Raw genomic sequence first — 13,855 nt, forward strand, 5'->3', positions numbered from 1 at the left:
TCATCTATGAAATTATATTCAACATTTAAACTAAAGCATTTTCTTTATAGCTTATGTTGATATAGGCGGTTAGTGAATGTTAGTTAATAAAAACGCACAAAAAAGGCTAGTATCTCGAAAAGGATACTAGCCACCTCGACTAATCAGCTTCTATCATTATCATATCTTCACCAATTTTTTTTATGGAATTCCAATGTATTTTAGCTACATCGCCTTCCTTTTTTAGGCCAAACCATTTGTAATTTGGCAATATAAAAGAACGGATCTGCCCAGTATGTTCATCAATTTCCAAATCCGTTTGTCCTAAAATTCCTAACCGTTTACCATTCCTAATATTTACTATCTCCTTATTACTTATATCATTATAGCGCACTATTTTTCGGCCCCCTTGCATTTGGAGTTTATATAAATATATGCCGGAAAATATAAACCTATGTTATTTATAGTGTTCATAATAAAGCCACCCAAAACAAAATGGGTGGCTTTTCAAATTTATATGAGATTAACCGATTTTTGGTGCAATTAGAGCTGTAGACGGTTTAATTCTAAATGTAGCCTCAATGACCTGTTGAATAGAGTGATGGCTTACTGCATCAATCTCGTGAATCATTTCATCCAGAGTTCGATGACGCTTTAGTAATAATTCATTCTTGCCATTCCTACTCATTCGACTATTTGTACTTTCTAAACTAAGCATCAAACTTCCCTTTAGTTGTTCTTTACTATTTCTTAATTCTTTGTCAGTTAGTCCGTTTTCCACTAATGCGCTAACAGTGCTTTCAATTGTTTCCCTTAATAATGGAAGTTGTTCCTTACCTGTACCAGCGTATATGGTTAGTAATCCATGATCCAAAAAGGAAGAGTGATAAGAAAATACGGAATAGGCTAATCCACGTTTTTCTCTTACTTCTTGGAAAAGTCTTGAACTCATACTACCACCAAGGACATTATTAAGGATAATCAAACTATATACGTCATTGGAACCAATCTGTAAACCATTATAGCCAATGCAAAGGTGGGCCTGTTCTGTATCTTTATGGCGTTCTATAGTGTCGCTTAAAAAGTTAGGTTTTTCGATTCGTGAAGATGATGCCTTCGAGCTATAGCTACCAAAATAATTCTCAATATTATGTATAAAGTCTGCTTCTACATTTCCAGCAACAGATATAACTACATTTTCTGGAATATATTGATTTGCTATGTACTCTTTTAATGTATCGGGTTTGAACGTACTTAATTGTTCCTCCGTACCTAAAATAGGATACCCTAACGGATGTTGCCCATAAGAGGCTCTAGCTAATAAATCATGTACAATATCATCAGGGGTATCCTCATACATTTTAATTTCTTCATAAACCACTTTCTTTTCTCTTTCCATCTCATCTGCATCAAATGCAGAATTAAAGAACATATCTGCTAATATTTCCAAAGCATGCTCCTTATGAGTATCTAAAACCTTGGCATAAAAACAGGTGTATTCTTTAGATGTGAAAGCATTTACCTGACCCCCTATGGAATCAAAGGCTTCTGCTATATCCGTTGCAGTGCGTGATTTCGTACCTTTGAAGAACATATGCTCCAAGAAGTGAGAAATTCCATTATTCGCAGCATTTTCATTCCTTGAGCCAGTAAGTACCCATACGCCAATTGTGACCGACCTTACTGAAGGTATTTTTTCTAATACAATTCGTAGTCCATTTTTGCTAGTATGTTTTTCTATCAAGATTGTTCCTCCTGTAAAACGCTATCGTGTTTCTGATAATAGTTTATCTATCGTACCAATTTTGTATTCTTTCGCCTTTATTTCCGTAATTATGCTAGGTAAGCCATTCACAACGGAAGGCGTAGGATGCATAAGTATTGTAGCACCCGGGTGAATTTTTCCCATTACTCGATTTAGCATAACATCAACCGAGGGTTTCTTCCAATCAATGGTATCGACACTCCACAGAATAGTATTCATTTGAAGCTCATCTGCTACAATTACTACCTCATTAGAAAAACTACCACTTGGAGGAGCGAACCATTTAGGAGTTTCACCGGTAATTGCTTGGATAACATCGTTTGTATCCTTGATTTGTTTATATATTTCTTCCCTTCCCAATCTAGCCATATTAGGGTGGTTGTACGCATGGTTACCAATAGTATGCCCTTGTTCCTTTATCATTTTCACATAATCTACATTACTCTTCGCCCATTTACCTTCGATGAAAAATGTTGCTTTTACTTTATGGGTCTTTAAGATATTCAGGATTTCAGGTATATACTCTGTCCCCCACGATACGTTGATTAAGAACGATACCATCTGTTTGTCAGGATGTCCTCTGTATATCGGAGCAGGCTCTAAGTCATTTAAGGAAACTTTAGGTGGTATTGGATCAAAAACTAATAATTCATCTTTATATTTTCCAGACTTTTCCATTCGTTCATAGGATGCATCGATATTTACTTTCCGACCATTTCTACCAGGTATTTTCTTCCATACCGGATCTATATAAGCATTCTTTGGTTCTTCATTATAGGTAGCACTTTTATCCTTGATTTCTTTATAAAGCGAATCCTCTAATTTAGATATCTCTTCAATTGGAGAAAAGACAGCTTGATTATCCATTTGAAAAGGATTTTGATTTATATTAAAAGATAACATTACGATAATGACAAAAACGATTAGATTAATGAAATTCCGGTATTTATACATATCATCACTCCTCCCTTCCATATATATGAGGAAGGAGGACAAGATATGTAAACCAAACACGGACATATTTATACATATGAAAAAAGAAACTGGTAATCCAGCTTCTTTAAAGTATTACAGTGTCGATTTTTCAGCTTTCTCTTTTTGTTCCTTTAATACCGCTTTACGAGAAAGGTTAACTCTACCTTGATGATCAATTTCTTTTACTTTTACCATAATTTGATCACCTATTTTAACAACATCTTCTACTTTGTTTGTTCTTTCTTCAGCAAGCTCAGAAATATGAACTAACCCATCTTTTCCTTTGAAGATTTCAACAAACGCCCCAAATTTTTCAATACGTTTAACAGTACCTAAATAAACTTGACCAATCTCAACTTCACGAACTATATCTTCAATTATCTGTTTCGCTTTATTGTTCATGTCTGGGTCTGTGGAAGAGATAAATACACTTCCATCTTGTTCAATATCAATTTTCACACCAGTTTCATCAATAATCTTGTTGATTTGTTTTCCACTCGGTCCGATGACATCACGAATTTTATCTGGGTTAATGGACATCGTTAAGATCTTAGGAGCATATCTAGATAACTCATTCTTAGGCTCATTAATCGTTTGAAGCATCGATTCAAGAATTTCCATACGACCTTTTTTTGCTTGAGTAAGAGCTTCTTCTAAGATTTCTCTAGATAAACCATCAATTTTAATATCCATTTGAAGTGCTGTTACACCATTTGCAGTTCCGGCTACCTTGAAGTCCATATCACCTAATGCATCTTCCATCCCTTGAATATCTGTAAGGATTGTATAGTCTTCACCTGACTTAACAAGACCCATTGCGATTCCAGCAACTGGTGCCTTGATAGGTACACCCGCATCCATCATAGCTAGAGTACTAGCACAAATACTTGCTTGTGAAGTTGATCCATTGGATTCTAATACTTCCGATACTAAACGAATAGTATAAGGAAATTCCTTTTCATCAGGTATAACTTTTTCAAGTGCTCTTTCACCTAAAGCACCATGTCCAATTTCACGTCGACCAGGTCCACGTATTGGCCCTGTTTCACCAACGCTATATTGTGGGAAATTATAATGATGCATAAATCGTTTAGATTCTTCTAAATCAAGACCGTCTAGGATTTGTACATCTCCTAATGCGCCTAAAGTACAAATGCTTAATGCTTGTGTTTGTCCTCGGGTAAATAAACCAGACCCATGTGTCCTTGGAAGAACGCTAATTCGAGAGGATAATGGGCGAATTTCATCAGGTTTACGACCATCCGGACGAACTTTTTCTTTGGTAATCAGTCGGCGAACTTCTTCTTTTACCATTTTATCTAATATGGATTTAACTTGAGAAGCAATTTCAGGGTCTTCTTCATAAGATAATAGTAATTCTTTCTTCACTTCGCTAATAGCATCTTCTCTAGCATGTTTTTCTTTCACTTGAATAGCTGCTACTAATTTTTCCTTCACTTCAGCTTCAACTTTTTCTAGCAGTTCCTGATCGAATTCAAACAATACTACTTCAGACTTTTCAGGATTTAATGCTTGTACAATTTCTTCTTGGAATGCTACAAGACGCTTAATCTCGTCATGACCAAACATAATAGCTTCCAACATGACTTCTTCAGGTACTTCATCTGCTCCCGCTTCAACCATGTTAATGGCATCTTTTGTACCTGCAACTGTTAATTCAATATCACTTTTAGCTTCTTGTTCTACAGTTGGGTTAATGATGAATTCACCATCAACTCGTCCAACATGAACACCCGCAATCGGCTGCTCAAATGGAATATTTGAGATAGTTAAAGCGATGGATGAACCAATCATTGCTGCAATTTCTGTTGAGCAATCTTGATCCACACTCATTACAGTACTAATCACTTGCACTTCATTACGATAACCATCAGGGAATAGCGGACGAATAGGTCTATCAATTAGTCTTGATGCTAGTATTGCTTTCTCACTTGGTCGACCTTCTCTTTTAATGAACCCTCCAGGTATTTTACCAACTGCATATAATCGCTCTTCATAGTTTACTGTTAACGGAAAGAATGGTAAGTCCTTCGGTTCTTTTGATCCTGTAGCAACAGCAAGTACTGATGAATCGCCATATTGCACCATACAAGCGCCACTTGCTTGTTTCGCTAATTCCCCAATTTCGACGACAAATGGTTTGCCGGCAATTTCGGTGGAAAATATTTGTTTTTCTTCTGCCATTATTTCTAGTACTCCTTTCATAAAACACTTCTATACTTTATTTTATACTTAATAAACAGCAATGTAAATTTAATATATGTATTAACGTAGAAAAAAAGCAGGATTACTCCTGCTTTTTACATTATCTACGTAAGCCTAATCTTTGAATTAATTCACGGTAACGTGTAACGTCTTTATTACGTAGGTAATTAAGTAAGTTACGGCGTTTACCAACCATTTTTAATAGACCACGACGTGAATGATGATCTTTCTTATGAATTCTTAAGTGTTCATTTAATTTATTGATATCTTCCGTTAGTACTGCGATTTGTACTTCTGGAGACCCAGTGTCACTTTCATGAACTTTAAATTCATTAATAATTTCATTCTTACGTTCTTTAGTAATAGCCATATTCGGCCACCTCCTATATATTTTTGATATCCCCTGTCCCCTAGCAAACGTCGGAGTTTCGATTTGCCAAGCGAAGGTTTTAACTATTATAGCTTAACTCTTTTTGAGAAAAAAAGCAAGGATACAAGATAAAAAGAAGATATAGATATAAGATAAATGCTAAAGAATTGGCGACAGATAATCTCTAATTAATTTTTCATCTTGTTCCATTTGTTCAATCAGTGCTTCAACACTATTAAACTTTTCTTCATTGCGGAAGAATTTATACCATTCGATAACAATTTCTTTACCATATAAATCATCTTTGAAATCTAATATATTTACTTCTAATGATAAATCTATACGATCTTCAGTAAATGTAGGATTTATGCCTAAACTAGCCATCCCTTTATAAACTTTATCATCAATATTTACTCCTACTGCATAAATGCCAGCCTTTGGTAATAAAGCTTCCGGTAAATAGTTAATATTGGCTGTTGGGAAGCCAATTTCTCTTCCACGCTTATCACCTTCTATAACTGTTCCTCTTGTTATAAAATGTCTTCCCAGCAAGACATTTACTTGTTCAATTTCACCTATAGCCAATAACTCTCTAATCCTGGTTGAGCTAATCTTTTCATTATCGAGGGTTACTTTTTCTATTACCGTATGAACAAACATTCCTCTTGTATGCTCTCGAATAACTTCCATGTTTCCTTTTCCCATATGACCATATGTAAAATCATATCCAGCAACTACATGTTTGATATTTAACCCAATGATAAAATGATCAATAAATTCTTGAGGAGATAAAGATGATAATTGCTTATTAAAAGTAATGATATATAAACGGTCAACACCAAGATTTTCAAGAATCTCTTGTTTTTCTCTTAAAGGGGTAATATACTTTACATTTTGGTTATTCCGCAAGACTACAGAAGGGTGCGGATAAAAGGAAATAACAGCGCTTTCCAATTTTTGTTCATTAGCAATGGAGACCGCTTGCTTGATTACCGTCTGATGTCCCTTATGTATGCCATCAAAGAAACCTGTAGCTGTAACGGTTTCTGGTAAGTCTTCTTTTTTCAACATATGGGGGTAGGTTAATTCTATCGTTTTCATTTATAACACCTGCACTTCCATTATTCGTGAAATACACGAACTGGTTTAATTTCATGCTCCTTTTCAGGATGTATTTGATAGATTGCTAATAATTCATCTCCGTACATTACTTTAAAAGGGTTCGTATGAATTATTTGATCAGGTATTAGGAGTTTCTGTCCATTCAAAATCTTCTGTTTTAGCGCTTCATCGTCTACATAAAATGTATCTAAGTGGGTTATTCCTTTAGTGATCGGTAATAGCAATTCTTGTCCTCTTCCATTATTACATGCCTCTTCAATGGTATCAAAATCAACTGTATCATCTCGATGGATAGCTCCTGTCTCTTCTCGGATTAGATGAGACATGTGTGCAGGATACCCAAACCTTTTACCAATATCTACACATAACGTTCGAATATAAGTGCCTTTTGAGCATACCACTTTAAAATTAATTGTTTCACTTGTTTTATCAGTTGGAAGATAAACAATATCATGTATAACAACTGTCCGCTTTGGGCGTTCTACCTGCTGATTAGCACGTGCATATTCGTACAGTTTTTTTCCAGCAACCTTCACTGCAGAGTACATCGGAGGAATTTGTACAATCTCACCCTTAAAAGATTGTAACACGTTTTCGATTTCTTGTTTAGAAGGAACTTTCGAAACTTTTACTTCTTCGACGACTTCTCCATGTGCATCCTCTGTTTCAGTAGCAGTCCCTAATGTAAGTTCGGCAATGTAAACCTTGGTTGTTTCGGTAAGAAACTGGACAATTTTTGTAGCCTGACCTATACATATTGGTAACACACCTTCTACTTCAGGATCCAAAGTCCCGGTATGACCTACTTTTTTCGTTTTATACAGCTTTCTTATTTTCATAACACAATCATGTGAAGTCCAACCTTTTGGCTTCCATAATGGCAATATACCATCCATAGTAATAACCTCCAAGGGTTTATTCCTTATGAACCTCTATTGACTATATTACCAGAGGTTCTTGGCTCTTAAGATAAAAATCTGACTCAGGTGAGCCAGATTTTTTTAGACTATTAAGTGAGATTTCATTTAAGTGGTTCTCTCTGCACAAAAGCTAATACTAGAGGATTACTGAGCTTATGGTCTCCATTCTACATTTTATTTAAAAACTAGAATATGGAAACTATAGCCAAGTTAATCTGGAAGTACTATTGTTTATTTAAGTCACGTAATATCGTGTCAATACGATTCCCGTACTCTAGAGCTTCATCAAATTCAAAAGTAATTTCAGGTGTTTTACGTAAACGAATGCGATTTCCAATCTCGGAACGGATAAAACCTTTTGCTTTTGCTAGACCAAGCAAAGTATCTTTCTTCTTGGAATCATCCCCTAAGACTGAGATGTACACAGTCGCTTGCTGTAAGTCACCAGTTACTTCTACATCTGTAACCGTAACAAAGCCAACACGAGGATCTTTTATTTTTCTTGTTAAGATTTCTCCTAACTCTTTTTTCATTTGTTCTGCTACTCGATTAGCTCGTAAATTACTCATAGCTATCACCTCTTCATGTAATACGTATCCCAAACTAAACGATTTCTATGTTAGATATAGTTCTTTCTATTTCAGAATACGTATCAATTACTCGAAGTATTTCCTGCATTGTTTGATCACCATGAGATCGCTCATTTGTAATAGTTACAATGCCCAACTTCGTCCGTTGCCAAAGATCATGGTAGTCAAGTTCAGTTACTGCTACATTAAAATCTTGACTTAATCTGGCTAATAAACGTTTAATTACTGAACGTTTATCCTTCAATGAGTGAGCATTGTATAAAATGCATTCTACTTCAAGATAGAAAATCATTTACGTTCAATTTCCTCCATAATGAATGCTTCAATTATGTCGCCTTCTTTAATATCGTTGTAGTTCTTAATCGTAATACCACATTCATAGTTTTGAGCGACTTCTTTCACATCATCTTTAAAGCGTTTCAACGCATCAATCTCACCTTCGAATAATACTACTCCATTTCTTATTAAACGAATTCCAGCATCACGGGTAAGTTTACCATCTGTTACGTAACTACCTGCAATTGTTCCTACTTTGGACACTTTAAATGTTTCACGAACTTCTGCTTGCCCAATAACTTTTTCTTGGAATTCTGGATCAAGTAGACCTTTCATGGCTGCTTCGATTTCTTCGATTGCTTTATAAATAATGCGGTGTAGTCGAATATCTACTTTTTCAGATTCTGCCGTGCTTTTCGCATTGGCATCCGGTCTTACATTAAATCCAATAACAATTGCATTCGATGCAGAAGCTAAAATAATGTCAGACTCCGTAATTGCACCCACACCTGTGTGGATGATTTTAATTTTCACACCTTCCACTTCAATTTTTTGAAGGGATGATGCAAGAGCTTCAACAGAACCTTGAACATCTGCTTTAATAATAACGTTGATTTCTTTCATTTCACCTTGTTTGATTTGTTCAAATAAATCATCCAAGCTTACTTTTGTCGTTTCGGAACGGTTCTCTTGAATATGCTTTTGTTGGCGTGCTTCCCCAATTTGACGAGCTGTTTTTTCATCGTCAAATACTACGAATTGATTTCCTGCTTGAGGAACTTCATTCAATCCAGTAATCTCAACTGGCGTAGAAGGTCCTGCCTCTTTCACACGCTGACCAAGGTCATTTACCATTGCTCGAACACGACCGAACGTGTTCCCCACTACAATTGGGTCTCCTACTCGTAATGTACCGTTTTGTACTAATAGAGTAGCAACAGATCCACGCCCTTTGTCAAGTTGCGCCTCTATAACTACGCCTGTAGCATTACGTTTAGGATTTGCCTTTAATTCTTCCACTTCAGATACAAGAATTATCATCTCAAGGAGGTCATCAATTCCTTCACCTTTTAATGCTGAAAGGGGAACAAAGATTGTATCGCCGCCCCAAGCTTCAGGAACTAATTCATACTCTGTTAATTCTTGCATTACTCGATCGGGATTCGCAGATTCTTTATCAATCTTATTGACAGCAATAATAATTGGAACTTCTGCGGCTTTAGCATGGTTAATAGCTTCTACGGTCTGTGGCATTACACCGTCATCTGCGGCAACTACTAAAATTGCAACATCTGTCACTTGAGCACCACGTGAGCGCATGCTTGTGAAAGCTGCGTGTCCAGGTGTATCAAGAAACGTAATTTTCTTACCTCCTCTATTTATTTGGTAAGCACCAATATGCTGTGTAATTCCACCTGCTTCACCAGCAGTAACCTTCGTATTACGAATTGAATCAAGTAAGGTTGTTTTACCATGGTCAACATGTCCCATGATAGTTACAACAGCAGGTCTTTCAATTAAGTCAGTCTCATCATCGACCTCAACGTATTTATCAAGGTCTGTATCTTCTAAGATAATTTCTTTTTCAACTTCAACTTCATATTCTGCACAAATAAGTTCAATTGCATCGTCGTCTAAATCTTGGTTCTTGGTTGCCATTACACCAAGGAACATTAGCTTCTTAATAAGTTCAGAAGCTTCTTTGTTTAGTTTATCTGCTAATTCACTAACAGTTAATGTGCCAGAATATTTGATTTCCTTAGGTGTTTCTTTAATGACTGGCTGTTGGTTGTTTACCTGCTTGTTCTGCTTGTTCCTCTTATTCTTTGGACCTTTATTCTGTTGTTTGTTATTGTTGTTTGGTTTTGGTTTATTATTATTCATTTGTTTTTTAGTATGTTGTTCTTGTTTGTTTGTATTCGGATTTGAGTTCAAATTTGTACCTTTTTCTTTTTTAGTTGCCTGTTGATTTCCATTTTTCTCAGGGCTTTGTTTATTAGTAGAAGTATTGTTATTGCTTTGCTTTTTAGCAAACTTATTATCTAATTTCTTAATCGTATCTCCTTCTATAGTAGACATGTGATTAGAAACTTCAATGTTATTTTCCTTTAAATAATTTATTACATCCTTGCTTGTAATATTTTGTTGTTTTGCATACTCATATACACGCATTTTACGCATATGTTCACCCCCGAATTTTTTTACCCGAGTAGAGATTCTAATTTTTTGGCAAAACCATCATCTAATATTGCAATAGCTACTCTATGGGATTTTCCGATAGCATTTGATAATGTCTCTCGATTATCGGACACGATTACACATGGAATTCCATATGAATGACATTTGTCAGTTAGCTTTTTTCGTGTTTGGGGACCTACATCATTTGCTATAAGTATTAATTTTGCTCTTCTTTTTTGTATGTCTTTAACAATTGTTTCTTCCCCAGTAGAACATTTTCCTGCTCGAAATGCTATCCCAATAATATTCAAATAATTATTTTTCATTTTTATCACTTACAAGTGTCCTTAATTCTTCATAGATAGATGCATCAATTTGTGCATTCAATTGTTTACTTAAGGCACTTGTCTTCTCAGCTTGATTTATAACTTCAATGTCTTTAGTTAAATAAGCACCTCGACCGTTTTTCTTACCGGTAGGATCAACAAAGACTTCTCCCTCTTTATTACGAACAACCCGAATTAAATCCTTTTTGGGCTTCATTTCATTGGTTACTACACATTTACGCTCTGGAGCTTTACGTTTCCCAACCATAAAAATCTCTCCCTTATTCGAATAAATCCTCTTCGACATCTGCGTAGTCTGTATCTTCTTGTTCGGTTAAGAGTCCTTCTGTTCGTGCTTCTGTTTCACTTTTAATATCAATTTTCCAACCAGTTAATTTGGCTGCAAGTCTTGCATTTTGGCCACGTTTACCGATTGCAAGCGATAACTGGTAATCCGGAACGATTACAGTAGTAGATTTTTCTTCTTCATTAACTAATACATCAACAACCTTAGAAGGGCTAAGTGCATTAGACACATAAACTACTGGGTCTTCTGACCACTCGACAATATCAATTTTTTCACCTTTTAACTCATTAACTATCGCTTGTACACGCTGACCCTTTTGACCCACACAAGAACCAACTGGATCAATCTCTGGGTTATCAGCATATACAGCAATTTTCGAACGATCTCCAGCTTCTCTTGCTACTGATTTTATTTCTACAATTCCATCATAAATTTCTGGAACTTCCATCTCAAATAGACGCTTTAGTAACCCTGGATGTGATCTAGAAATATAGATTTGAGGTCCTTTGCTAGTGTTTTCAACCTTTGTTACAAATACCTTAATTCGATCATGCACTAGATAATTCTCTGTGGGCATTTGTTCTGCTTCTGGAAGTTTAGCTTCGATTTTACCAAGATTCACATAAACAAATCGAGGATCAATTCGCTGAATAATACCTGTCATTACATCTTCTTCACGATCTGCATATTCACTAAATATTACGCCACGCTCCGCTTCTCGTACACGTTGTGTTACTACTTGCTTAGCTGCTTGAGCGGCAATTCTTCCAAAATCCTTAGGTGTAACTTCCACTTCGATTATATCCTCTATGTCGTAATTGGGATCAATCTTCTTAGCTTGCTCATGAGAAATTTCTTGTTGATGATCTTCCACTTCATCTACAACTGTTTTTCTTGAAAAAACTCGCATTGATCCTGCAGATTCATCTAACTCCACACGAACATTAGTGGCAGATTTGAAATTCTTTTTATAAGCAGAAATTAATGCCGCTTCTAAAGCTTCAATCAGGATTTCTTTATCAATGCCTTTTTCTTTTCCCAAATTTTCAATTGCATCAAACAATTGACTACTCATCTTCTTATTTTCCCCCTTTATAGTACAACTGCGAGTCGTGCTTTTGCTATTTTTTCAAATGGAATTTCAACTTGCTGCTTTCGTGTCTTAACTTTATATTCGATTGTTGCAACACCGTCAGAGAAACTTATAAGGATACCTTCGTATGCCTTTTCCCCATTAATAGGTTCAAATAACTTCACATAAACATTCTTGTTTACATTCTTAGCAAAGTCTTCCGCAGTTTTAATAGGGCGCTCTACTCCTGGAGATGATACTTCCAGAAAGTATGCCTCCTTAATGGGATCCACATCATCTAGCTTTTCACTTAATCGTTCGGACACTTCACCACATTCAGAAATGTCAATTCCACCTTCTTTATCGATAAAAACACGTAGAAACCAATTTTTACCTTCTTTTACATACTCGATATCAACTAATTCTAAGTTTTTGTCTTCTAGAATTGGAAGAACTAATTCTTCTGTTGTTTTTACAACTTGAGAGCTCAAATCTTACTACCTCCTTTAACTCTAGCTGCACTTACTATTTCTTATTATTAACTAACTGCCTCAATTTCATTTAAAAGCTTATGCAATATAAAACCCTTGCCAGACTAGGCAAGGGAAGTTAGACAAAGCAGGCAGATTACGAAGAAAGAGTGGGAGATGCCCACTCTTTAGTCCGATACTATCAATACTTACTACTAAAATATACCATAAGTATTAACGACAAGCAAGAAAATTACCAAGAATAATCCTTACATTTCATTAATTGGAGAATAACTCTACCAATGCATCCTTCGTCGTGGTGTTGCTAAACTTTAAATAGTCTTGAAGTGCCTTTTGCAAAGAAGCCTTGGTAGTGGCCTTTACTCCAAATTCAACATCGAGCTTAATCATATTGCGAACGATTTCTGGTCGCAAACCGGTTATAACTAATTTACTTCCCATCATGGTTACACCGTCTAATAACTTCAAAAATAGCCTAATTGCTTCATTGTCCATTTCTGCTATTCCAGACAAGTCCATAATTAATGTTTGAATCCGAAGTCTCCCAACTTCTAACAGCACCTTTTCTTCGATAACACCTGCACGATTAGTATCAATTGTCCCGATAAGCGGTAAGATGCTAATATCAGGGGTTATCGGAATGATTGGTACCGAAAGATTATTTACCAACTTTTGTTGCTTCTCTATAAGTTCATCCTTATATCTTGAATAACTGATAAAGAAACTATTTGTAAATGAATCAATTAAATCATTATAATTACTTGTTTCTGAATAGAATTCTTCGCTCTTCTTATCTTGTTTAGCCGTTAATAAATCAAACTGATGTAAGAATTCCCAGAAGGTCTTGCGGATTGCACGGATCCACTCTAATTTAAAGCTAAGTGTCATGGCATGTTTTGCCCATACAATACCTTCTTTTTTGGCGAATTCTTCTAATTCTTCAAATTTCCCATCAACTACTAGTAAAATTAGCTGATGTGCATTATCTAATAGATTTATATTCCCAATTACGTGTATCTCATCTATCTTATCACGAACATTTACTGCTACACTTAACAATCTTTCTTCAAATGATGTTCGATTTAAAACTAGGAACTCGTGAATGTCTTCGCTCTTGATTAGATTAGCCACCCGAATCACTTCCCTTAATCTATTACTATGTAAGCAACAATAATAAAATAATTTTGAATTTATTATACATATATATAAGTCATATAATCAAGGAATAACAATTTCATGCTATGTCCTATGAAAAAAA

General features: G+C 35.5%; 15 protein-coding genes. All 15 read right to left on the reverse strand.

All coding sequences use genetic code 11. From position 1 onward, the window contains the following. Positions 1–139: 139 nt before the first annotated feature. On the reverse strand, positions 140–373 hold the full coding sequence (locus TE34_RS10825; RefSeq protein ID WP_201777692.1) for a YlmC/YmxH family sporulation protein: 234 nt from the start codon (positions 371–373) through the stop codon (positions 140–142). Positions 374–502: 129 nt separating this feature from the next. Further along, complete coding sequence (locus TE34_RS10830; RefSeq protein ID WP_047984835.1) at positions 503–1,723, reverse strand: M16 family metallopeptidase; 1,221 nt, start codon at positions 1,721–1,723, stop codon at positions 503–505. A 21-nt stretch (positions 1,724–1,744) separates the two neighbouring features. After that, complete coding sequence (locus TE34_RS10835) at positions 1,745–2,698, reverse strand: polysaccharide deacetylase family protein (protein ID WP_047984836.1); 954 nt, start codon at positions 2,696–2,698, stop codon at positions 1,745–1,747. 114 nt (positions 2,699–2,812) lie between these two features. Continuing rightward, on the reverse strand, positions 2,813–4,924 hold the full coding sequence (locus tag TE34_RS10840; protein ID WP_047984837.1) for a polyribonucleotide nucleotidyltransferase: 2,112 nt from the start codon (positions 4,922–4,924) through the stop codon (positions 2,813–2,815). Positions 4,925–5,045: 121 nt separating this feature from the next. Next, a complete protein-coding gene (gene rpsO, locus TE34_RS10845; RefSeq protein ID WP_047984838.1) occupies positions 5,046–5,315 on the reverse strand; it encodes a 30S ribosomal protein S15 in 270 nt (89 codons plus the stop codon). Between the two features lie 159 nt (positions 5,316–5,474). Continuing rightward, positions 5,475–6,416, reverse strand: a complete 942-nt coding sequence (locus TE34_RS10850; RefSeq protein WP_047984839.1) for a bifunctional riboflavin kinase/FAD synthetase — start codon at positions 6,414–6,416, stop codon at positions 5,475–5,477. A gap of 20 nt (positions 6,417–6,436) precedes the next feature. Beyond that, on the reverse strand, positions 6,437–7,333 hold the full coding sequence (gene truB, locus TE34_RS10855; RefSeq protein WP_047984840.1) for a tRNA pseudouridine(55) synthase TruB: 897 nt from the start codon (positions 7,331–7,333) through the stop codon (positions 6,437–6,439). Positions 7,334–7,581: 248 nt separating this feature from the next. Beyond that, positions 7,582–7,926 (reverse strand): 30S ribosome-binding factor RbfA, encoded by a 345-nt coding sequence (gene rbfA / locus TE34_RS10860; protein WP_047984841.1) that lies wholly within the window; start codon positions 7,924–7,926, stop codon positions 7,582–7,584. 34 nt (positions 7,927–7,960) lie between these two features. Next, complete coding sequence (locus tag TE34_RS10865) at positions 7,961–8,239, reverse strand: DUF503 domain-containing protein (protein ID WP_047984842.1); 279 nt, start codon at positions 8,237–8,239, stop codon at positions 7,961–7,963. Further along, positions 8,236–10,404 (reverse strand): translation initiation factor IF-2, encoded by a 2,169-nt coding sequence (gene infB / locus TE34_RS10870; protein WP_047984843.1) that lies wholly within the window; start codon positions 10,402–10,404, stop codon positions 8,236–8,238. Before infB ends, TE34_RS10865 begins: the two co-directional genes overlap by 4 nt. A 20-nt stretch (positions 10,405–10,424) precedes the next feature. Beyond that, complete coding sequence (locus tag TE34_RS10875; protein ID WP_047984844.1) at positions 10,425–10,727, reverse strand: L7Ae/L30e/S12e/Gadd45 family ribosomal protein; 303 nt, start codon at positions 10,725–10,727, stop codon at positions 10,425–10,427. Next, the gene (gene rnpM / locus TE34_RS10880) at positions 10,717–10,995 is read right to left on the reverse strand and encodes an RNase P modulator RnpM (protein ID WP_047984845.1); all 279 of its coding nucleotides are present in this window, start codon (positions 10,993–10,995) and stop codon (positions 10,717–10,719) included. The genes TE34_RS10875 and rnpM overlap by 11 nt, the downstream gene beginning before the upstream one ends. A gap of 13 nt (positions 10,996–11,008) precedes the next feature. Beyond that, positions 11,009–12,109, reverse strand: coding sequence for a transcription termination factor NusA (nusA, locus tag TE34_RS10885; protein ID WP_047984846.1), 1,101 nt, complete (start codon positions 12,107–12,109; stop codon positions 11,009–11,011). A 17-nt stretch (positions 12,110–12,126) separates the two neighbouring features. Beyond that, a complete protein-coding gene (rimP, locus tag TE34_RS10890; protein ID WP_047984847.1) occupies positions 12,127–12,597 on the reverse strand; it encodes a ribosome maturation factor RimP in 471 nt (156 codons plus the stop codon). 258 nt (positions 12,598–12,855) lie between these two features. Continuing rightward, a complete protein-coding gene (locus TE34_RS10895; protein ID WP_047984848.1) occupies positions 12,856–13,728 on the reverse strand; it encodes an STAS domain-containing protein in 873 nt (290 codons plus the stop codon). Positions 13,729–13,855: the final 127 nt, after the last annotated feature.

The sequence above is a fragment of the Ornithinibacillus californiensis genome, assembly GCF_001038485.1.
Classification (GTDB): domain Bacteria; phylum Bacillota; class Bacilli; order Bacillales; family Amphibacillaceae; genus Ornithinibacillus; species Ornithinibacillus californiensis.